This is a genomic window from Stenotrophomonas sp. 59 (assembly GCF_030291095.1).
Classification (GTDB): domain Bacteria; phylum Pseudomonadota; class Gammaproteobacteria; order Xanthomonadales; family Xanthomonadaceae; genus Stenotrophomonas; species Stenotrophomonas maltophilia_Q.
In genome coordinates, this window is sequence record NZ_CP127408.1 from 2181246 (window position 1) to 2202767 (window position 21522).

Below are 21522 nucleotides of genomic sequence, written 5' to 3' on the forward strand. Positions count from 1 at the left end.
ACGCGGGATATTGACGATGTGCGAGGCTAAGGTATTGATTTGTAGTGCTGGATCCGCCGTATCCGCCGTCGGTCGTGTACGTATTCCTGTCAGGGAGCGTCAGGATGACGGGATTTCGTCGCCGATGCGGGATGCCGCGGGTTGGCAGTAGAGTCAACTGTTAGTCGACTGCTCTGTTGGTCGACTGCTGTCCGATCACACTCTGGGAAAGTCCCGCGCTCCGCGCGCAAGTCGACTGACAGTCGACTCTACCGGCAATCGCGACTCTACCGGCAATCGACTCTACCGGGCATTTTCCCGCCGACCGCCGCGGGCGCGGATCACTCCAGCTCGTGCTGGTGGCGCGCGGCCAGCAGCAGGAGATCGTTGGCGCGACGGCAGCCCAGTGACTCCATCATGCGTGCGCGGTGGGTTTCCACCGTCTTGACGCTGATGCCGAGGTCGGCGGCGATTTCCTTGTTGCTTTCGCCCTTGCCGATGCGGCGCAGGATCTCGCGCTGGCGTGGCGACAGCGCGGCGATGCCGGTGGGTTTCTCGCGGCCGAGCATCGGTGCCAGCATCTTGGCGGAGATCTGCGGGCTCAGGAACACCTGGCCGGCATGCGCCGCACGAAGCGCCAGTTCCAGTTCCTGCGGCGCCGCATCCTTGACCACGAACCCGACCGCGCCGCGGTCAAGCGCATCGCGCACGTGCGCGGCATCGTCATGCATGGTCATCATCACAACCCGGGTACCAGGCGCGCGCAGCCGGATATCGCTGAGCGCTTCCAGACCTGTACGGCCCGGCAGTGACAGGTCCATCAGCACCACGTCCGGTGCGTGCTGCAGGGCCAGCTGCAGCGCCTGTTCGGCGTTGCTGGCCTCCGCCACCAGCTGCACGTCGGCAAACCCCTGCAGAAGCCGCGCCAGGCCGGCGCGGACCAGGGTGTGATCGTCGACGATGAGAACTCGCACAGGCACGCAGCAGGTCCGTGTAGGGGAGTCCACCTTAACTTAGCTGAACGGGCGCGCCAAGGCTTGCCCGCCAAGCGTGATGGTGGCAGGTTTCAGCGCGCCCGGCGTGCCTCGGCCACCTGGCGTCGGTGCAGGCGGAACAGGTGGCGCTCCATGGCCATTTCCAGGCCATCGCCAAGGCGCTGGAAGCGCAGCCACAGATAGTGGCCGCCGCCGCCATCGGCCGCTTCGGCAATCACTTCCACCGGCAGGTCGATATGGTCGGGCAGCCAATCGCTGGGCTGCAGGCGCACCAGGCCCGCCTGGCCGGGGCTGGCGCCACTGCGCGGGCCCAGCTGCAGGCGTATCCCGCGACGCGACCAGCGCACCGGGCGCAGGGTCAGTTCCTGGCCCTGCTGGCGGACCAGGCGGCCAAGCAACACCATCGCCAGATCCAGCTTCGCCTCCAGCCGCTGCAACTGCAGGCTGGCTTCATTGCGGTCGTCATGCTCGTCAACGCGGCTGTCTTCAACCAGTGCCAGGCTGCGCAGCAGGCCTTCGGCGCTGCCGGTACGGCCGGCGCCACTGCCTGCCTGGAACTCGGCAGGTAGCGCCAGCTCGCAGCTGAGCGTTTCGTCGAACAGCTCGCTTTCGGCAGGATGGTGCAGCGACGTTGTCGGCAGTTGGGTCATGCCAGCGATTCTGCCTGCAGGTAGGCATGCGCCGCGCGAAGAGAGCGCTGGCCGTCATTCATCAGTGCAGCCACCGCATCGCGGCGCTGGCGCAGCAGGCCCAGCAGGTTCTGCTGGCGCTCGAACAGCGCACTGAGTGGTGCGTGGTCGTCCAAGGTCAGCGGCTGGCTGAGCAGGGCATGCAGCGTGCTGTCGTGGCCGTCGAGCAGGCTGTCGGCCTGGTCGAGCGCATCTTCGCCCAGGGCCTTTTCGAAGGCGTCCAGCTGGGCGTGCAGTTCGTGCAGGCTCATGGCGCCACCGCGGCCGGGCGGCGCTGTTCCATCGGGATCGCATTCCAGGCGCTGTCGATCTCGCCCAGCAGCTGCAGGGATTCATCGAGGGCGGCACGGTCGTTGTGCAGGTTGGCCTCGGTCAGGCGCTGCAGCACGTAGTCGTAGAGTGCCGACAGATTTCCGGCGATTTCACCGCCGGCCTCATGATCCAGCGAGCCATTGAGGTGGCCGACGATCGCGCAGACCTCACCGATCGCCTTGCCCTTGCCGGCCTGGTCGCCACGCTCGAGGCTGGCCAGTGCGCGCCGCACGCGCTCCAGCGCGCCGGCCAGCAGCATCGCCACCAGCTTGTGCGGATCGGCGTCGGCAACCGCACTGGTCACTCCCACCTGGCGGTACTGCTCGGCATATTGACGGCTGGAACCGTACATTCGTGATTCTCCTTGCGCTGGGTGCCGCCGGCAGGTCGTGGGGACCGTTGCCGGCGGTGCGGCGTTGATTGCTGTTGCGTCCGTTATCGGTGCGTTACACGCCAAACTTGAGCGTTGCACGCCGTCCTTTAGCGGTTCAGCTGTGCCAGCTGCTGCTGCAGCGACGTATTGCTCTGCTGCAGCTTGCCCATCAGGCTGTCCAGCGCGATGAACTGCTTCTTGTAGCGCTCTTCCACGTTCTTCATGCGCGTGTCGAGGTCCTTGCGGCGCTTGTCGATGTTGTCCAGCGTGGTGTTGAGGCCCTTGGTGCGGGCGACGAAGGCGCCTTCCTTGCCGACCGTGGTGCTGACATAGCCGTCAACCATGGTGTAGAGCGTGCCGGCACCGCCGGTGTCGCCGGTGATTGCCGAGCGGATCTTCTCGGGCTGGCTGGCCAGCGCGGCGGCAAACTTGGTGGCATCCAGCACCAGACTGCCGTCGGCGTTGGGATAGCCGCGCGTCTGCAGCCCCAGCGTCTTCGGGTCCAGGCCATCGGCGGACAGCTCCTTCAGCACGCCCGACATCACCGAGCGCAACTGGCTGGAGGCACCACGCATCTGCGCGTCGCCGGTCAGGGTGGCGGCTTCCTTGGTCTTGGCGTCGTACTTGGTCTCGGTGTTGATCGCCGCGATTGCTGCGTTGTAGGCGGTCACGAACTCCTGCATCACCTTGGTGGCTGCAGTGGTATCGGTGCTGATCACGACGGTGCTCTTGCCCTTGACCTTGAGGTTCAGGGTCAGGCCCGGGACGGCATCCGCCACGGTGTTGCTGGCGCTGACCACCGTGACGCCATCGATGGTCAGCTCGGCATCGGCTGCCGCGGTGTTTTCCTGGAGGCTGCCCACCAGTGCGGTCAGTTTCGGGTCGCTGCCACCGTACTCGAGCTTGATCGCATTGGCGGCGCCGGTCTTTTCCTGGGCAATCGACAGGTACTGGTTGTCCCCCGAAGCGATCAGGGTCGCCTGCACGCCTTCCTTGCGGCCTGCAGCGTCGATCTTGTTGCGCACGGTGGTCAGCGTATCGCCGGCTTCCACCTCGACCTTCATCGTCTTTGCCTTGTCGCCGACGCCAACGGTCAGCGTCAAGGTTCCGGCGCCGAAGGTGTCGGTCTTCCCTACCGAGGTATTGGCAATCAGCTTGTGTGCGGTGGCAAGGGATTTCACCTCAACCTGGTGGGTGCCGTTGGATGCGGCCGCCTTGGTCGTACCCAGGTCGTACAGCGCCACCGAGGCCGTCAGCACGTCGTCGGTGTTGGCGGGCTGCGCCTTGCCGGTGGCGGTCACCGTGCGGGTATCGAAGGCCGTGGTGGCCTTCAGTGCGGTCAGTGCGGTCTTCAGCTTGTCGAAGGCCGAAGTGACAGTGCCGATCGACGACAGCTGCATCTTGGCCTTGGACTGCTGCAGGTTCAGCGCGTTGTCGGCGGGCTTGCGGTCGGCCGCGACCAGCTGGTTGACGATGTCCGAGATGTTGAGCCCCGAGCCAATGCCACCGTATCCAAAGCTTGCCATGTGATTCTCCTGGTATCCGGGCCTGGCCGCCGTGCGGTGGCCCGTCGTCAACGAAAATAGCGGCCTGCGCCGCTGGGTCTTGAGGACTTCGTTGATGCATGCGCCGTGCCAGTTGTCTGGCGGCGGATCTGGCACGCGGTTTGCAGGAGGGTTGGGGCAGGGTGCGGGTGGGATCACCGCAGGCTGCCGGGAGTCTGCAAAAAACCCTCCCCCAAGGCAGGGGAGGGATCAGGCTACTGACAATCGGGGGGAGACGAAGCCGCCCGGTACGTACAGTCAAAGGTACAGCGCTGAAAGAGAGGTCCGCAGGAGCGGGCGATGCCAGGCCGGTTCGGGAGTGATCCCGGGCCGGGCATGGCCCGCGCCTTCGTGCACCGTGGCTTCCGGGTTGCCGCTACCGTCGGTTCGATCCGACGGTAGCGGCGCCTTCTTGCCGTGGATCAGCGCAGCAGGCTGAGCACGCCCTGCGGCACCTGGTTGGCCTGGGCCAGCATGGCCGTACCGGCCTGCTGCAGGATCTGGGTGCGGGTCAGCTCTGCGGTTTCCTTGGCGAAGTCGGTGTCCTTGATGCGGCTGCGCGACGCCGACAGGTTTTCCGAGGAGGTCTGCAGGTTGGCCACGACCGAGGTGAAGCGGTTCTGGATCGCACCGAGGTCGGCGCGGGTGCTGTTGATCGCACCCAGGGCCTTGTCGACCACTTCCATCGCCTGCTGTGCACCCTTCACGGTGGACACGTCGATCTTGTCGGCGAAGCTCTTGGCCACTGCGGTGGTGCTGGCGGTGATGTCGGTCGGGCCGGCGGCGATGCCGGTCCAGGTGCCAGTTTCCACGGCGATGCCGAGGAAGGCGCCATTCTTGTCGACACTGTCCTTGACCGAGCTCAGGTTGATCTTGCCGCCACCGGCAGCGTCGACCTCGGCCAGGACGCCGGTCTCACCGATCTTGGCATTGATCGCAGCGACCATCGCCTTGGTTGCAGCGTCCTGGGTCTTGGTGCCATCGGCACCGCCCTGGGCGGCCACGTCGATGTCGGCGATCTTGATTGCCGAACCTGCGCCATTGGTGATGCTCATGCCGGTCATCTTCACGCCGGTCGTGGCGTCTGCCGGAGCGGCGATGGTGAAGCTGACCGAGTCGAACATCGCACCGCCCAGCGCATTGGCCTTGGCGTCGATGGTCTTGTCGATGGCGATGGCCTGACCAGCGTTGGCACCGACCTGGAACAGCTGGCTGGAGAACGAGCCGTCCAGCAGCTTGGTGCCGTTGAAGTCCGACTGCTTGGCGACGCGATCGATTTCCGAGACCAGCTGGGTCACTTCGGCCTGCAGCGCCTTGCGGTCGCTGGCCGAGTTGGTGGCGTTGGAAGCCTGCACCGACAGCTCGCGGACGCGCTGCAGGTTGTTGCCGATTTCGGTCAGCGAACCTTCGGCGACCTGGGCCAGCGAGATGCCGTCGTTGGCGTTGCGGATGGCGACGTCGGTGCCGCGGATCTGCGTGCCGAAGCGCTCGGAGATCGCCAGGCCGGCGGCGTCGTCCTTGGCGCTGTTGATGCGCGAACCGGAGGACAGGCGCTGGATGGTGGTGGCCAGCGAGCTGCCGCTGGTGCTCAGGTTGCGCTGAGCATTCAGGGACATGGTGTTGGTGTTGATGACTTGTGCCATGGTGCTTTCCTTTGGCGAAGGTGGAACGTATTTCAGGAGCCGGGCGGCGGTTCAGCTGCCGCCCGGCGGTCGATCAGGGAGCGGATCAGCGCAGCAGGCTGAGCACGCCCTGCGGCACCTGGTTGGCCTGGGCCAGCATGGCCGTACCGGCCTGCTGCAGGATCTGGGTGCGGGTCAGTTCGGCGGTTTCCTTGGCGAAGTCGGTGTCCTTGATGCGGCTGCGCGACGCCGACAGGTTTTCCGACGAGGTCTGCAGGTTGGCCACGACCGAGGTGAAGCGGTTCTGGATCGCACCGAGGTCGGCGCGGGTGCTGTTGATCGCACCCAGGGCCTTGTCGACCACTTCCATCGCCTGCTGCGCGCCCTTCACGGTGGACACGTCGATCTTGTCGGCGAACTGCTTGCCCGGGACCGGGGTTGCCGCGGCGAAGCCTGCAAGCGAGCTGCTGATGGCAGTGAAAGCGCCCGCGTTGTTCACGCTGTCCTTGACCGAGGTCAGGGTCAGCGCACCGGCGGCATCGGTTTCGGCCAGCACGCCGGTTTCGCCGATCTTTGCATTGATGGCGGCAGCGACGGCCTTGCCGTTTGCAGCGGTGTTGGCGGCAACGTCACCGACGCTCTTGACCGTCATGGCGCCGAAGTTGAAGACGGTGCCCTTGCTGTCGGTGATGGTGAACGCGCCCACGGCGGTGTCGGTGTCGGCGACACCGGCAATTGCGGTTGCAGTACCGCTGGAGAACTGTGCACCACCCAGCGCATTGGCCTTGGCGTCGATGGTCTTGTCGATGGCGATGGCCTGGCCGGCGTTGGCGCCGACCTGGAACAGCTGGCTGGAGAACGTGCCGTCCAGCAGCTTGGTGCCGTTGAAGTCCGACTGCTTGGCAACGCGGTCGATTTCCGAGACCAGCTGGGTCACTTCGGCCTGCAGGGCCTTGCGGTCGCTGGCCGAGTTGGTGGCGTTGGAGGCCTGCACCGACAGCTCGCGGACGCGCTGCAGGTTGTTGCCGATTTCGGTCAGCGAACCTTCGGCGACCTGGGCCAGCGAGATGCCGTCGTTGGCGTTGCGGATGGCGACGTCGGTACCGCGGATCTGCGTGCCGAAGCGCTCGGAGATCGCCAGGCCGGCGGCGTCGTCCTTGGCGCTGTTGATGCGCGAACCGGAGGACAGGCGCTGGATGGTGGTGGCCAGCGAGCTGCCGCTGGTGCTCAGGTTACGCTGAGCATTCAACGACATCGTATTGGTGTTGATGACTTGTGCCATGAGGAGAGGTCCTTGAGCGGTTGCACGTGAGTTGGGTTAGACGCCCCCGACGTGCCCCGGGGGCGGCTCATGTCAGCGCTGCAACAGGCTGAGCACGTTCTGCGGTACCTGGTTGGCCTGGGCCAGCATGGCCGTACCGGCCTGCTGCAGGATCTGGGTGCGGGTCAGTTCGGCGGTTTCCTTGGCGAAGTCGGTATCGCGGATGCGGCTGCGCGAGGCCGACAGGTTCTCCGAGGAGGTCTGCAGGTTGGCCACCACCGAGGTGAAGCGGTTCTGGATCGCGCCAAGGTCGGCGCGCACGCTGTTGACCGATTCGAGGGCCTTGTCGACGATCGACAGCGCCTTCTGCGCGCCTTCGGCCGTGGTGACGTTCAGGTCCTTGACGAAGTTGGCCGTGGCGCCGGTCAGCAGGCCGCCGTCGGTGCTGGTCTGGGTCAGGCCCAGGCCGGCGATGGACGCGGCGGTGACGCCGGCCGGCGGGGTCGCGGCACTGACGCCCAGGGTGAAGGTCTGGCCGTCCTTGACCGAGGCCAGGCTGATCACACCGGCATTGACCGAGGCCATGACGCCGGTTTCGCCCAGCTTGTTGTTGATCGCGGCGGAGGTGGCCGAGGTGATCGATTCACCCGCCTTCACGGTGAAGTCGTTGATGGTCACCGTGGTGGCGGTGCCGCCCGGCGGGGTCACCGAGATCTGCAGGCCGGAGTAGGTGGTGTCGGCGGTGGCCTTGTCGGCCGCGGCCAGGCTGGTGCCGGTGTAGCCGTTGGCGAAGGTCGCCGCGCCCAGCGAATCGGCCTTGGCGTTGACCACGCTGTTGATGGCGATCGCCTGGCCGGCATTGGCGCCAACCTGGAACAGCTGGCTGGTGAAGGAGCCGTCCAGCAGCTTGGTGCCGTTGAAATCGGCCTGCTTGGCCACGCGGTCGACTTCCGAGACCAGCTGGGTCACTTCAGCCTGCAGGGCCTTGCGGTCGCTGGCCGAGTTGGTGGCGTTGGAGGACTGCACGGCCAGTTCACGGATGCGCTGCAGGTTGTTGCCGACTTCGCTCAGCGAACCCTCGGCGACCTGGGCCAGCGAGATACCGTCGTTGGCGTTGCGGATGGCCACGTCCAGACCGCGGATCTGGGTGGTGAAGCGCTCGCTGATGGCCAGGCCGGCGGCGTCGTCCTTCGCGCTGTTGATGCGCAGGCCGGACGAGAGGCGCTGGATGGTGGTAGCGAGCGAGCTGCCGCTGGTGCTCAGGTTGCGCTGAGCGTTGAGCGACATCGTATTGGTGTTGATTACCTGTGCCATGGGGTCGTCTCCTCTTATATGGAACCCGTTGGTGAATGAAACGAAGCGCCGCCTGCTTTTTTTGTGTGGCTGTGTGCTTCGCTGTTGCCAAATGAATAACGGCGCTTTGTCAACAACCTTTAGCCGTGAATTCCGTTGAAGCTGAAATCCGGTGCCGGAGGCTGTTTTTCCGGGGTTTTTCAGCCCTGGTCGGGCGTGAAGGCGACCCCGGAAGGGGCGGTTGGGCATGCCCAACCAGCGCTGATGAAGGTATCGGCGGGGCCGGGCCGGGCTTGATGGGCAATCACGGAAAATGCGCAGGAGCACCTTTCCGGTAGCGCCTGGCCACGCCCGGCGAGCGCGACGGAACGGTCACGCAGGAACGAAAAAGGCCGCGATGCAGGGCATCGCGGCCTTCAGGGGGTGACGCTTGCGAAGCGTCAGCGGATCTTGTTGAACAACGACATCGACTGCATCTGCGAGAAGATCGTCTGTGCCGCCTGCAGTGCGGTGCTCTGCAGCTGGTACTGGCTCAGCGCATCGGCGTAGTCCAGGTCGCGCATCTGCGACAGCGTGGTCTTCAGGGTCACGCTGTTGGCTTCGCGCATGTCGGCGGCATTGTCCAGTGCCTTCAGCTGCGCACCGCCGGCCGCGCGCGAATCGATCATCCGTTCCGACGCACGGGCCACATCGCGCAGGGCGCTCTGCAGTTCGTTCTGCTGCGCGCTCATCTTCGCGGTGGTGCCGGTGTCGGCATCAAGCGCGGCAATCAGCTTGTCCATGGTGTCGAAGATGTCGCGGCTGGTTGCCGGCTTCACGTTGAAGCTGTCACCGGCAGCAGGTGCGCCGGTGATCTGCAGGCGTACACCGTTGACTTCCACGTTGTCACCGGCCTTGAACGTGCCGGTGCCGGTCACGTTGCCAGCGCCGTCCAGTACCTGGTACTGGTCGGCGGCGGTGAAGCGGATGCTGAAGGACTGGCCGTTCCAGCTGTCGCTGCCATCGCGGGTGATGTTGGTCAGCACGCCGTTGCCGGTATTGCCGGCCGCGGCACCGCCATCGACGAAGCCGTCGCCGGTAGGAATGCGCATGAAGATTTCGCTGCCGGGCAGGGCATCCCGCACATAGGTGTCGGGGCCGACTTCAATCTGGCGCTGGGTCTGGTCGCCACGGTAGACCACCTTGCCATTGATCTTGGCGAACGGCGGATCGCCATCGTTGGTGCCGCCGAACACGTAGCGGCCAGTGCCGTCGTCGGCGTTGGCCAGCGACAGCAGGCCCTCGCGGATCTGGTTCAATTCGGTGATCAGCGTTTTCTTGTCGGCGGCGCCCAGTGCCGGATTGCTGGCCTGGATGGTCAGGTCGTTGACGCGCGCCATCAGGTCGTTGACCTGGGCCAGGGTGTTTTCCTGCACACCCAGCCGATTCTGCACGTTGCCGGCATTGAGTTTCATCCGGTCCAGTGCGGCCAGGCTGCGGTCAAGCCCCACGGCCGCACCGGCGGCGACCGGATCGTCCTTGGCGCTGACGATCTTGCTGCCAGTGGCGATCTGCTGCTCCAGGTGGCTGAGCTTGGCCTGCTTGGCCATCATCAGCGACACGGACTGGTTGAACATCATGCTGGTGGAGATACGGCTGCTCATCGACGGACGGCTCCCAGGATGGTCTGGAACATGCTGTCGGCGGTGGAGATCAGCTGCGACGCGGCCTGGTAGGCCTGCTGCAGGCGCAGCATGTCGGCCGCTTCCTCGTCCAGGTTGACGCCGGACACTTCATCGCGCGCTTCCTGCGCCTTGTCGTTGATCACCAGCTGTGCTTCCAGCGAATACTCGGCCGAGCGGGCGGCTGCACCGACCTGGGTGGTCAGGCCGCCCAGGGCGCCGTTGAGGGTGACCGTGCCGCTGTTGAACGCCTTGGCGCTCTCTACCTTGGACAGCCTGGAGGCGTTGCTGTTGTCCGAAGAGCCCGCCGGGGTCGGGGTGATGTTGAAGGTGTCGCCGACCTTCGGCGCACCGTCCAGCACGAAGCTCCAGCCATTGGCGCTGATGGTCTGGCCGGGCGTGTAGGTCTGCGGCGGGCCACCATCGATGGTGTAGGTGGTGGCCGAGGTGAACACGATCGCGGCCGGATTGCGCAGGTTGGCGTTGGTCGAATCGCTGACGGTGACACCGCTCAGCTTGCCGGTGCCGGTGTTGGACGTCGCCGCCGCGCCCTTTACCGCCGCCGCGGCGGCGATGCGCGAGGGGTCGGTGATCGCCACTTCCATGCTGCCAGCCACGCCTGCGGTCGGCTGCAGCAGGAAGCGGTCGTTGGCTGCCGGGGTACCGCCGACCACCAGCTTGACGCCGTTGATCACCAGTGGATCGGCGGCCGTGCCGGTGCCGGTCAGCGGAACGTTGGCGCCGGTGTCGGCACGGCTGGCCTTCCAGTTGGTGCCATCGAACTGCAGCACCACGTTCTGCGCGTCCAGCTTGCCAAGATCGCCGTAAGCGGCGCTGAGGCTTGCGGTACCGGTATTGGCATTGTTGGCGGTGACGCGTGGGTTGCCGATGTTGAAGAAGTCACCCCCCAGCTGGCCATACAGGTCGACGCCCTGGTGATGCACCTGGTTGAAGCTCTCGGCCAGGCCTACCGCCAGCTTGCCCAGTTCGGCCTGGGCCGGCGTCAGCACGGTATCGCGGAATTCCAGCAGGCCGCCGATCTGGCCACCGACCGCCTTCGGGTCGAGCCGGATGGTGTTGCCCTGCGTTTCCAGCGCCAGCTGCAGCCGCTCCGGCTGGTACGGGTCGGCAACGGTGGTGACCTTGGTTGCCGTGGTGCCCACCACCAGCGCGTTCCCGCCGGCGGTATAGACATTCATGATGCCGCCGTCCTGGATCACTGCGGTGCCACCGGTGTAGCCGATCAGCTGGGTGATCAGCTGGTCGCGGCGATCGAGCAGGTCCGGTGCGGCGCTAGCGACGTTGGTGCCGATCGCACCGTTGATCTGCGCGATCTCCTGCGCCAACCGGTTGACCTCGGTGGCGCCGGCCAGCAGGCCGTTGTTGACCTCGCTGTTGAGGTTGTTCAGGTGCGTGTTGAGCTGCACGAAGCGGTTGGCCAGCGCCTTGCCACCGTCCAGCATGTTCTGGCGGTCGGCGGTGCCGGCCGCATTGGAGGACAGGCCACTGACCGAATCGAAGAACTTCGACCAGACGCCCGACACGTTGGTTGCCGCGTCGGAGAACAACGAATTGACCCGGTCGGCCATGCCGGAGAGCTGCTTCAGGCGCGCCAGCTCGCCGCTGCTGTCGAGCAGGCGCGAGATCGCCAACTGGTCGGCGGTACGGCGGATGTCGGTGATGCGGGTGCCGTTGCCGACCGTGCCATAGCCGTAGTTCTGGGGATCAGCCGTGGCGAAGTTGACCTTCTGCCGGCTGTAGCCCGGGGTATTGAGGTTGGCCACGTTGTGGCTGGTGGTCGCCAACGCACGCTGGAAGGCGAGCAGGGCACCGGTACCGGTGGAAAGTACGCTGGACATGGGGTTCCTCAACGACGGGTGATACCCAGCGCCGCGGTTGCGGTGCTGGCGAAGGTCTGGCCAAGCCGCGAGCCGGCGTCTGCCACGGCGTTGACGGCACGCTCGATGGTCGGTCCGCCGGCGATCGCGGCGATCTTGGCCGCGTAGCGCGGGTCGGTGGCATAGCCGGCGCGCTGCAGGCCACTGGCGAAGCCCTGCACATCGGTGCCGGCCTGCAGGGCCTGCTGGTAGCGCGGGCTGGTCTTCAGCAGGCGCACGTAGTCGGCAAAGCTCTCGGCCGGCGAACTGTAGGCGCGGAAGCTGGCGGTCTCGTTGCGGCGCACGCCATCGACATACTCGTGGGTGCCGGCCACGGTGCGCTGGCCGTTCCAGCCATTGGCCTTGATGCCGAACAGGTTGTGCGATGTGCTGCCGTCGGCATGCTTGATGTGGCGCTTGCCCCAGCCGGTCTCCAGCGCTGCCTGGGCGACCAGGGCGCGGGCATCCACGCCCAGCTCCTTGGCCGCACGCTGCGCGTGCTGCCAGATGCTGGCGACGAAACCTTCCGGGGTGTGCTCGCCCAGCTGGGCGACGGCGGTGCGGGTAGCCATCGCATCGGCCGGGCTGATGGCCGTGCCGCGGTTGCTGGCGGTGGCCGACCACTGATCGCTGTTGGCGGCCCAGTCCTCGCCCTGCAGGCTGCCGATGTACGGATCTTCGGTGCCCAGCGAGCGGTGCATGCTGCTGCTTTCGCGCCCGGCGATCAGGTCCAGCGCCTGTTCCATCGGCGCAACCGCCGCGTGTGCGCCCGACTGGGCGCCGGCCGCCATCTGCTGCAGCAGGCGCACCGCCTGGCTGCCGTCTTCCAGCGGCAGCGACGGCGCGGGCTTGGCCGGTGCATTGAGCTGATAGGCACGACTGGCTTTGGCCGGGTCCACGCGGGTATCCAGCGCTGGGCCATCGGCGGCCTGGCCGGACAGCTGCCGGCTGATCATGCCGGACAGGCCCAGGCCCTTGCCGCGGGTCATCGCCTCGGCGATCTTCTGGTCGTACATGTCGCGGAACATCTTGTTCTCGCCGGGGAACAGCGAGTCGCCGAAGCTGGCGTCACGCATGCTCTTGACCAGCATCTGCGCGAACTGGCCTTCCAGCTGTCGCGCGACCTTGTCGATCTTGGCCGGATCGTTCTGTTGCGCCGGGTGCAGATCGAATGCGGGATTGATGCGCATGTCAGATCACCTCGAGCTCGGCACTCAGGGCGCCGGCCTGCTTCAGGGCTTCCAGGATCGCAATGAGATCGCCCGGTGCCGCGCCTACCGCGTTCACCGCGTGCACGATCTCGTCCAGGGTGGTGCCGCCGCTGAACTTGAACATGCGGCTGCCGTCATTGGTGGCGGTGATGGTCGACTGCGGGCTGGCTACGGTACGGCCGCCGGACAGCGCGTTGGGCTGGCTGACATTGGTGTTTTCCTGGATCGTCACGGTCAGCGAACCGTGCGAGATCGCGGCAGGCCCGACCCGCACCTGCTGGCCGATGACCACGGTGCCGGTACGCGAATTGACCACTACCTTGGCCGGGGCGCTGCCCGGGGTCAGCTCCAGATTCTCGATGCGCGCCAGCAGGCCGATGCGTGCGCCCGGATCGGTCGGTGCGGTGACCGCCACGGTCACGCCATCGACCGCGCGTGCCGCACCTTCGCCGAACGCGTTGTTGAGCGCCGCGACCATGCGCGAGACGGTCGTGAAGTCGTTGTTGTGCAGGTTCAAGGTGATCTCGCCGCCATTGGCCAGCGGGTCGGGCAGGGCACGCTCCACGGTGGCGCCATTGGGGATGCGGCCGACGCTGGGCACGTTCACCGAGACGCGCGAACCGTCCTTGCCCTGCGCGCCGAAGCCACCCACGATCAGGTTGCCCTGGGCGATGGCATAGATCTGGCCATCGGCGCCCCGCAGCGGGGCCATCAGCAGCGAACCGCCGCGTAGCGACACCGCGTTGCCAATCGAGGACACGGTGATGTCGATCGGCTGGCCCGGCTTGGCGAACGGCGGCAGTTCAGCGTGGATCGCCACCGCCGCCACGTTCTTCAGCTGCGGATTGACGTTCGGCGGAACATTCACGCCCAGCTCGCCGAGCAGGTTCTTCAGGCTCTGCACGGTGAAGGGCGCCTGGCTGGTGCGGTCGCCGCTGCCGTCCAGGCCCACCACCAGGCCGTAGCCCACCAGCGCATTGCCACGCACGCCACCGACCTGGGCCAGGTCCTTGATGCGTTCGGCGCTGGCCGGGGCTGCCACGATCAGCAGCATCAATGCGACGAACGACGCCGCGCGCCGCTGCCAGGAAGAAGAGAAGAAGAGTTTCATGGCCATACTCAGAACGGCGTCAGGCCGGAGTTGAAGAAGCGGCTCAACCAGCCCATCGCGTTGGACTGCGCGACAGGGCCGCGGCCGCCGTAGACGATGCGCGCTTCAGCCACACGGCTGGAGGGCACGGTGTTGTCCGCGCTGATGTCGCCGGGGCGCACGATGCCCTGTACCTGCACCAGCTCGTCGCCCTGGTTCAGGCGCAGGTTCTTCTGCCCCTGCACCACCAGGTTGCCGTTGGGCAGGCGCTGCACCACGGTCACGGTCACGTTGCCCTGCAGGCGGTTGCTCTGCGCGCTGTTGCCCTTGCCGGTGAAGTCACGCGCGCCCTTGGCCGTGGCACTCAGAATGTCCTTGCCGCCCAGGGTGACCGGTGCGCCGAGGATGGATGGCGTGCCCAGGCTCAGGTTGGATTCCTTGTTGGTGGCCGTGTTGGCACTGGTCTGCGCGGTGGTGTTTTCCAGCAGGGTGATGGTCAGCAGGTCGCCGACATCGCGTGCGCGACGGTCCGAATACAACTGCAGGGTCGGGCCGGCCGCGTAGATGGCGCCGGCGGTCGGTTCGGCCTGCGGTGGCATGATCGGCTGGATCGGTGCCATTGCCGGATAGGGGCGCACATCGCCGGCAATCACGCAGCCACCGAGCAGGGCAGCCACGGCGCAGGCGAGGGCAGTGCGGGCGAAGTTGGAAATGGGCGACATGGCGGTTTCCCGGGTTGGCCGGTCAGAGCTTGTTGTTGAGGTAGCCGAGCATCGAATCGGTGGTGGAAATCGCCTTGGCGTTCATTTCGTAGGCGCGCTGGGTTTCGATCATCGACACCAGCTCTTCCACCACGTTGACGTTGCTGCCCTCCAGCGCGCCCTGCACCACGGTGCCCAGGCCGTTGAGGCCGGGGTTGCCGTTCTGCGCCGGGCCCGATGCGGTGGTCTCCAGGAACAGGTTTTCACCACGTGCCTGCAGGCCGGCCGGATTGACGAAATCGGTCAGGGTCAGCGCACCCACTTCCACTGACGCCGCACCGTCGGCCATCTTCACGCTGATGGTGCCGTCGGTACCGATGGTCACCGACTGCGCGCCTTCGGGAATCTGGATGCCCGGCTGCACCGGGTAGCCGCTGTTGGTGACCAGCTCGCTGTCCTGGTTGATCTTGAACGAGCCATCACGGGTATAGGCCGAGCTGCCATCGGGCATCTGCACTTCGAAGAAGCCGCGGCCGTTGACCATCACGTCCAGTGCGCGGCCGGTCTGCTGCTGGCCACCCTGTTCGAAGTTCTTGGCGGTGGCGACCACGCGCACGCCGGTACCCAGCTGAAGGCCGGTCGGCAGCTGTGTCTGTGCCGAGGAGGAGCCGCCGGGTTGGCGCACCTGCTGGTACAGCAGGTCCTCGAAGCTGGCACGGTCCTGCTTGAAGCCGGTGGTGTTGGTGTTGGCGAGGTTGTTGGAAACCACCGACATGCGCATCTGCTGCGCATCCAGTCCGGTTTTCGCGATCCACAATGCCTGGTTCATCTTCGGTGTCCTGTCTGGTGGAGCCGGCCGCGCGGTGCGGCCCTTGTCTTCGGGTGTGCAAGCGGTGTGCCAGCGCCGCATTCAAGCGGCGCCGGAATTCCGTCAGCTGCCCAGGCGCAGCATGCTGTTGGCGCTGCGCGCGTTTTCGTCGCCGTGCTTGATCACCTGCACCTGCATTTCGTACTGGCGCTGCAGCTGGATCATCTGCACCAGCGCACCGGCCGCATCGACGTTGCTGCCTTCCAGCTGGCCGCTGTGCACCGCCGTGCCCTGCGCAGGTGCGAACGGCTGGCGTGGGTCGGTGTTGCGGAACAGGCCATCCAGGCCGCGCTCCAGGCGCTCGTCCGGCGCCTGCACCACCTTGATCCGTCCGACCTGCGCCATCGTCTGCGGGCCTTCGCCCTGCGGAATGATCGAGATCGTGCCGTCGGCACCGATCTCCATCGCCTGGTAGGGCGGAATGGCGATCGGGTTGTTGTTGTCATCCAGCACCGGGCGGCCGCTGGAGGTCACCAGCTGGCCGTTCGGTGTGACCGACAGTGCGGCGCCGCGCGTGTACGCCTCGGTGCCATCGGTGGACTGCACGGCCAGCCAGGTGCCGGTCTGCAGCGCCAGGTCCAGTGGCTTGCCGGTGATGTGCTGCGCGCCGGGCCGGCGGTTGAAGCCGGCGTCGACGTGCAGTGCATCCACCCGCGAGGCAAAGCCCTGGCCCTTGATCGGGAAGGCTTCGGTGTTGGCCAGCGCTTCCTTGAAGCCAGGGGTGTCCGAGTTGGCGAGGTTATGGCTGAGCGTACCCTGCGCCTGCAGGGAGGCGCGGGCACCGGTCATCGCCACGTAGAGGGCTTTATCCATGCGGGGAGTTCCGAGACGGGGTCAGCAGTTCATCAACGGATGTTGATGACGGTCTGGGTGATCTGGTCCTGGGTGGTGATCATCTGCGCGTTGGCCTGGAAGTTGCGCTGCGCGGTGATCATGTTGACCAGCTGCTCGGTGAGGTCGACGGTGGATGCTTCCAGCGAACCGGCCTGGATCTTGCCGAGGTTGGAGGTGTCCGGCATGCCGGTGCGCGGCGTGCCCGAGCTGAAGGTATCCACCCACAGGTTGTTGCCCTTCGATTCCAGGCCCTGCGGGTTGTTGAAGGTGGTCAGCGCGACCTGGCCCAGCGGCTTGTCGGCGCCGTTGGAATAGCGGGCATAGACCACGCCGGTTTCCGACACGGTGATCTCATTGAGCTTGCCGGCGGCATAGCCGTCCTGCTGGGTGTTGCGCAGCGCGAACTTCTCGCCGTACTGGGTCGAGCCGTTGATGTCCAGCGTCATGTTCAGCACGCCAGCGCCCGTGGTCGGGGTGAACGTGCCGAGGCTGACCTTGCCACTGGCCGGTGCGACCAGCTTGCCGCTGTTGTCGAAGGTGACCGGGGTCGGTGCGCCGGCCGGCTGGCCGTCCACGTAATTGCGTACGGTCCACTCGTTCGGGTTGGCACCCTTCACGAAATACGAGACCTGGATATGGCTCACGCCCAGCGAGTCGTACACGGTGATGCCGCCGCTGGAGTGGTTGTAGCTGTTGGAGTCGGTCGGGTCGAAGGTGGTGACGGTCGGCTGCTTGGCGTTGGCCGGCAGGGTGAAGCCGACCTTCACTTCGCTGGTCTGCTTCGGAGCGCTGTCGGTGGTCAGCAGCTGCAGGTCGACCATGCGGCCGGCATCGAAGTTGGTGCCGTCGGCATTCGGCGCGAACACCTGCAGGCGCGCACCCTGCGGGTTGACCACATAGCCGGACGGATCGGTCTGGAAGTTGCCGGCGCGCGAGTACACGCGGGTGCCGTTCATGTTCATGGTGAAGAAGCCCTCACCGGAAATGGCCATGTCCAGGCTGCGGCCGGTCTGTTCGTTGTGGCCCTGCTTGAACTGCTGGGCAACATTGGAGACACGGACGCCCGAACCTACGGCGTTCTTCGACAGGCCGTAACCGGTGGCCGAGAACAGGTCGGCGAATTCGGCGCGCGATTCCTTGAAGCCGGTGGTGTTGACGTTGGCGACGTTGTTGGCAGTGACGCTCAGGTCGGAATTGGCGGCATTGATGCCGGACAGCGAGACATTGAAGCCCATGGGATGCTCCTGGTAAGTGCGGGGTGTGCGGCTCAGCTGACGCGGAGCACGTAGTCGATCGGGGCCGTGCCCAGGCCCTTGAGGTTCAGGTACAGGCCGTCGGAACCGACGGTCACGCTTTCCACCGGCGCCTGCACGTAGGTGGACAACTTGGTGCTCTTGCCGGCGGTGTCGACGTGGTTGGCGACGATGGAATACTTGCCCGGCTCCATGCGCTTGCCGTTGGCATCCTTGCCGTCCCACTGGAACGCGGTCTCGCCGGCGGCCTTGGCTTCCACGCTCAGCGAGGTGACCTTGGCGCCGGTGGCATCGGTGATGTCGACGGTGATGATGCCGGCCGAGGGCGCGGCCACCGTGCCTTCAACGTTGCCTTCCTTTTCCAGTACCAGCTTTTCCGACGGCACCAGCACCTGGTGGCCGACCAGCGCCGCACCACGCAGCACCTGGTCGCTGGCCATCGATTCCTGGAAACCCTTCACCGTCTTGTTCAGATCGGTGATGCCCTGCACGGTGGACATCTGCGCCATCTGCGCGACCATCTGCGTGTTGTCCATTGGCTTCAGCGGGTCCTGGTGCTGCAGCTGTTCGGTCATCAGGCGCAGGAAATCGGCCTGGTCCAGCGTGTTCTTCTTCTTGGTGGCGTTGCTGTTCGGGGCGTTCAGACCGAGTGCGGTGTAGACGTCCTGGTTGGTCTGGTTGTTGACGGCGGTGGTCATGGCGGTATCCGGTACTGCGGGCCTCAGCGGCCCATGGTCAGGGTGGCCAGGGCCAGTTCCTTGGCGGTGGTCAGCATCTCCACGCCGGCCTGGTAATTGCGCGAGGTCGAGATCAGGTTGACCATCTGCGCCACCGGATCGACGTCGGGCTGGTAGATGTAGCCGTCGGCGTCGGCCAGCGGATGGCCGGGCTCATAGCGCTTGATCGGCGCCGCATCGCTCTGGGTGATCTCCTTCACCTTCACCGAGGTGATGTTCGGATCGTTCTTGCTGGTGACGGCCTGGAAGATCGGCTCCAGCGGCTTGTACACGGCGTCGGCGGAGCCGGCGACGGTGTCGGCGTTGGAGAGGTTGGAGGCGATGGTGCTCATGCGCACCGACTGCGCCTGCAGCGCGGAGCCGGCGATATCGAAGATCGGCAGGTTGCTCATGGCTTATTGCCCCGTGATCGCGGTCAACATGGAACGCACCTTGCTCTCGACGAAGCTGAGCGAAGCGCGGTACTCGAGCGCGGCACGGCCATAGGCTGCACGCTCGGCATCGGGATCGACGGTGTTGCCGTCCAGGCTGGGCTGCACGCCTTCGCGCGCGATCTGGAACGGGTTCAGGCCACTACTGATTTCGTAGTGCTGCTCATGGGTGGTGGCCATCAGGCCATTGGCATCCTGCCCCTGGGCATGGCGCAGGGCGGCATCGAAGTCCAGGTCCTGGGCCTTGTAGCCGGGAGTGTCGGCATTGCCGAGGTTGCTGGCGATCAGCTTCATCCGCTGTTCGCGCAACGGCATGGCCTGGGCATGGACGCCCAGGTAGTCGGTAATCAGGTTGCGCACGGTGCACTCCCACGGGAACGTTGCCCGGGAAGCTGCAAGGGGTGTGCCAAAGTGCGCGCGACATCGCGTCCGCCGGGCATGGCCCGGCGCTACTCCTGGGGTGGGGGAGGTTGTGGTAGCGCCGGGCCATGCCCGGCGGAGACCCGTGACGCGGCCTTACGCCGCCAGCGCGACCTTGCGCAGGCGGTCCAGCACGAAGTCGGCCAGCTCGTGCGGCGAGTACTTGGCGACGAAGGCGTTGGCGCCCACTCGCTCGACCATCGCATTGTTGAATACGCCCGACAGCGAGGTGTGCAGCAGCACATACAGGCCGGCCAGGCCCGGATGGCGCCGGATTTCCGTCGTCAGCGTATAGCCGTCCATGGCCGGCATCTCGATGTCCGAGATGACCATGGCGTAGCGTTCGGCCGGGTTCTCGCCCGAGGCGTGGATCTGCAGCAGGTGGTCCAGCGCCTGCTTGCCGTCGGAGAGCAGGGTGGCACCCACGCCCAGCTGGTCGAGCACGCTGCGGATCTGCTGCCGGGCCACGCGCGAGTCATCCACCACCAACACCTGCAGCTGCGGGCCGTCCGAGGGCATCGCCATCGCCGGGTCGAGCACCGCCTCGCCGCGCACCTGGGCAATGTCGGCCAGCACGCTTTCGACATCGATGACCTGGATCAGCTCGCCCTGGAAGCGGGTCACAGCGGTCAGGTAGCTCGATTCGGCGCCCAGCTCCGGCGGCGGGTGGATGTCTTCCACCGCGATGTTGACGATGCGCTCCACACCGCTGACCAGGAAGCCCTGGATCGAGCGGTTGAACTCGGTCACGACCAGGTAGCCGGGCGAGGTGTCCGCCTCCGGCTCGCGCTCGGGATGGCCGATGGCCAGGCCGAGGTCCAGCACCGGCACCGAGCGGCCGCGCACGTCGGCCACGCCGGAGAACTGGCTGGGCAGCCCGGGCACCTGGAACAGCTCCGGGCGCCGCAGGACTTCCTGCACCTTGAAGACATTGACGCCAAAAAGCTGACGTCCGCCGAGACGGAACAGCAGCAGCGCCAGGCGGTTGTGGCCGGCCAGACGGGTCCGCTGGTCGATGCGGTTGAGCAGGTCATGGGACATGGCTGCTGTATCGGCGCCGCAGTGGCGGAACTTGAGGGTGCTCTGTCGCCCGCGTGCTCCACATCGCTTTGTGCGACTCTGCACCCCATTTCGCGCTCTACGCCGCATTTCGTGTTCTACACCCCATTTGTAGAGTCGACTGTTAGTCGACTGCTCTTCTGGTCGACTGCTCTTGGATCCGATCGCCGGAAACCCCGCGCTTCGCGCGCAAGTCGACTGACGCGAAAGTCGACTAACTGTGATCTCTCTGTAGGTTGTTCATCCGGGACATCTTTGGAAAATGGTGGTTACCACACCTCTCCAGACCCCAAAGAGCCCGGATGAACCCCCATAAAAATGCCCGTTTGACCGTCCATAGTCGAGCACTTCTTGTTCGCCGCATCCTCCACGAGGGCCTGCGCCCAGAGGAAGCAGCCCAAGCATGCGGCGTAAGTGTGCGTACGGCCTACAAATGGCTGGCCCGATTCCGGGAATTGGGGGTGTCAGGACTGGAAAACCGCAGCTCACGCCCTCACCGGACACCACATGCCACATCTGCACCGGTGGTCGAGCAGATCAAGGAGTGTCGCCGTAAACGGCAGACCTATCTGACCATCTCCAAAGCCTTGGGGATCGGCCACAGCACCATTTCCAGGCTGATGCGCGCCCACGGCCTCAATCGTTTGTGCCGGCTGGATCCGCCTAAGGAGGTCATCCGATACGAATACGATCAGCCCGGAGGGCTGCTACACCTGGACATCAAGAAGCTGGGCAACTTCCAGCGGCCGGGCCATAGAACCGACGCCAAGCGCCGAGGAAATGCCGGTGGCGGAGGCTGGGGCTACGTGCACGTGGCTATCGACGATCACTCCCGCATCGCCTACAGCAGCGTTCACCCCGACGAACAAAAGGACACGGCCTGCCAAGCACTGCTTGGTGCCTTGGAGTACTACGCCAGCCTGGGAATCACCTTCAAACGAATTCTGACCGACAACGGGGCGTGCTATCGCTCCACTGCATTCGCCAAGCTACTTAAGTCCCTTGGGATCAAGCACATGCGGACCAAACCGTACACCCCGCGCACCAACGGCAAAGCGGAGCGCTTCATCCAAACCAGCCTGCGTGAATGGGCCTACGCCCGCGAATACGCCTCCTCGGACCAGCGCAATTCCGTGCTGACCCAATGGCTGCACCACTACAACTGGCACCGCCCTCACATGGGGATCGGTGGTCAGCCACCTATTTCCAGAGTCCTGCTGAACAACGTGGTGGGTTTACACAACTAACAGTCGACTCTACACATCGCCATCCCGAGACCCGGTCTCTGGCACGCCCCTTGCACGCAGCTGGG

The 21522-nt window shown here is 65.7% G+C and carries 21 protein-coding genes; 1 reads left to right on the forward strand and 20 read right to left on the reverse strand.

Translation table 11 applies throughout. The features are described from left to right. Window positions 1-320: 320 nt before the first annotated feature. The 20 genes from QP552_RS10160 to QP552_RS10255 form a co-directional block, all read right to left on the reverse strand. Window positions 321-953, reverse strand: a complete 633-nt coding sequence (locus QP552_RS10160) for a response regulator transcription factor (protein WP_005413261.1) — start codon at window positions 951-953, stop codon at window positions 321-323. A 92-nt stretch (window positions 954-1045) separates the two neighbouring features. Beyond that, on the reverse strand, window positions 1046-1624 hold the full coding sequence (locus QP552_RS10165) for a PilZ domain-containing protein (RefSeq protein ID WP_106549941.1): 579 nt from the start codon (window positions 1622-1624) through the stop codon (window positions 1046-1048). After that, complete coding sequence (locus QP552_RS10170) at window positions 1621-1914, reverse strand: hypothetical protein (RefSeq protein WP_049427432.1); 294 nt, start codon at window positions 1912-1914, stop codon at window positions 1621-1623. Before QP552_RS10170 ends, QP552_RS10165 begins: the two co-directional genes overlap by 4 nt. Then, window positions 1911-2327 (reverse strand): flagellar export chaperone FliS, encoded by a 417-nt coding sequence (fliS, locus tag QP552_RS10175; RefSeq protein WP_049448908.1) that lies wholly within the window; start codon window positions 2325-2327, stop codon window positions 1911-1913. The genes QP552_RS10170 and fliS overlap by 4 nt, the downstream gene beginning before the upstream one ends. Before the next feature lie 128 nt (window positions 2328-2455). Further along, complete coding sequence (fliD, locus tag QP552_RS10180; RefSeq protein WP_043033573.1) at window positions 2456-3874, reverse strand: flagellar filament capping protein FliD; 1419 nt, start codon at window positions 3872-3874, stop codon at window positions 2456-2458. Between the two features lie 440 nt (window positions 3875-4314). Further along, the gene (locus QP552_RS10185; RefSeq protein ID WP_111112574.1) at window positions 4315-5535 is read right to left on the reverse strand and encodes a flagellin; all 1221 of its coding nucleotides are present in this window, start codon (window positions 5533-5535) and stop codon (window positions 4315-4317) included. 85 nt (window positions 5536-5620) lie between these two features. Then, window positions 5621-6796, reverse strand: coding sequence for a flagellin (locus QP552_RS10190; protein ID WP_111112576.1), 1176 nt, complete (start codon window positions 6794-6796; stop codon window positions 5621-5623). Between the two features lie 72 nt (window positions 6797-6868). After that, on the reverse strand, window positions 6869-8089 hold the full coding sequence (locus QP552_RS10195) for a flagellin (protein ID WP_111112578.1): 1221 nt from the start codon (window positions 8087-8089) through the stop codon (window positions 6869-6871). Between the two features lie 419 nt (window positions 8090-8508). Next, window positions 8509-9711 carry a flagellar hook-associated protein FlgL gene (gene flgL / locus QP552_RS10200; protein ID WP_049432134.1) on the reverse strand — a complete coding sequence of 401 codons (1203 nt, stop codon included), beginning with the start codon at window positions 9709-9711 and terminating at the stop codon, window positions 8509-8511. Continuing rightward, the gene (gene flgK / locus QP552_RS10205; RefSeq protein ID WP_111112579.1) at window positions 9708-11588 is read right to left on the reverse strand and encodes a flagellar hook-associated protein FlgK; all 1881 of its coding nucleotides are present in this window, start codon (window positions 11586-11588) and stop codon (window positions 9708-9710) included. Before flgK ends, flgL begins: the two co-directional genes overlap by 4 nt. 8 nt (window positions 11589-11596) lie before the next feature. Then, window positions 11597-12796, reverse strand: coding sequence for a flagellar assembly peptidoglycan hydrolase FlgJ (gene flgJ, locus QP552_RS10210; protein ID WP_111112581.1), 1200 nt, complete (start codon window positions 12794-12796; stop codon window positions 11597-11599). A 1-nt stretch (window position 12797) separates the two neighbouring features. Continuing rightward, window positions 12798-13934, reverse strand: a complete 1137-nt coding sequence (locus QP552_RS10215) for a flagellar basal body P-ring protein FlgI (RefSeq protein WP_106549946.1) — start codon at window positions 13932-13934, stop codon at window positions 12798-12800. A gap of 2 nt (window positions 13935-13936) precedes the next feature. Beyond that, on the reverse strand, window positions 13937-14629 hold the full coding sequence (flgH, locus tag QP552_RS10220; protein ID WP_106549947.1) for a flagellar basal body L-ring protein FlgH: 693 nt from the start codon (window positions 14627-14629) through the stop codon (window positions 13937-13939). Between the two features lie 22 nt (window positions 14630-14651). After that, entirely contained in the window at window positions 14652-15437 is a 786-nt protein-coding gene (flgG, locus tag QP552_RS10225) for a flagellar basal-body rod protein FlgG (protein ID WP_005409571.1), read from the reverse strand. Between the two features lie 102 nt (window positions 15438-15539). Next, on the reverse strand, window positions 15540-16289 hold the full coding sequence (locus QP552_RS10230) for a flagellar basal body rod protein FlgF (RefSeq protein ID WP_106549948.1): 750 nt from the start codon (window positions 16287-16289) through the stop codon (window positions 15540-15542). A 32-nt stretch (window positions 16290-16321) separates the two neighbouring features. Continuing rightward, window positions 16322-17545, reverse strand: a complete 1224-nt coding sequence (flgE, locus tag QP552_RS10235) for a flagellar hook protein FlgE (RefSeq protein ID WP_111112584.1) — start codon at window positions 17543-17545, stop codon at window positions 16322-16324. Between the two features lie 32 nt (window positions 17546-17577). After that, a complete protein-coding gene (locus QP552_RS10240; protein ID WP_005413273.1) occupies window positions 17578-18261 on the reverse strand; it encodes a flagellar hook capping FlgD N-terminal domain-containing protein in 684 nt (227 codons plus the stop codon). A 23-nt stretch (window positions 18262-18284) separates the two neighbouring features. Continuing rightward, window positions 18285-18692, reverse strand: a complete 408-nt coding sequence (flgC, locus tag QP552_RS10245; protein WP_033835497.1) for a flagellar basal body rod protein FlgC — start codon at window positions 18690-18692, stop codon at window positions 18285-18287. A gap of 3 nt (window positions 18693-18695) precedes the next feature. After that, window positions 18696-19091: a flagellar basal body rod protein FlgB gene (flgB, locus tag QP552_RS10250; RefSeq protein WP_005409576.1), complete on the reverse strand. Its 396-nt coding sequence runs from the start codon at window positions 19089-19091 to the stop codon at window positions 18696-18698. A 156-nt stretch (window positions 19092-19247) separates the two neighbouring features. After that, window positions 19248-20192 carry a chemotaxis protein gene (locus tag QP552_RS10255; protein ID WP_005409577.1) on the reverse strand — a complete coding sequence of 315 codons (945 nt, stop codon included), beginning with the start codon at window positions 20190-20192 and terminating at the stop codon, window positions 19248-19250. A gap of 320 nt (window positions 20193-20512) precedes the next feature. Here QP552_RS10255 and QP552_RS10260 point away from each other — a divergent pair, with 320 nt between their 5' ends. After that, entirely contained in the window at window positions 20513-21457 is a 945-nt protein-coding gene (locus QP552_RS10260; RefSeq protein ID WP_286074378.1) for an IS481 family transposase, read from the forward strand. The last annotated feature ends 65 nt before the right edge of the window (window positions 21458-21522 follow it).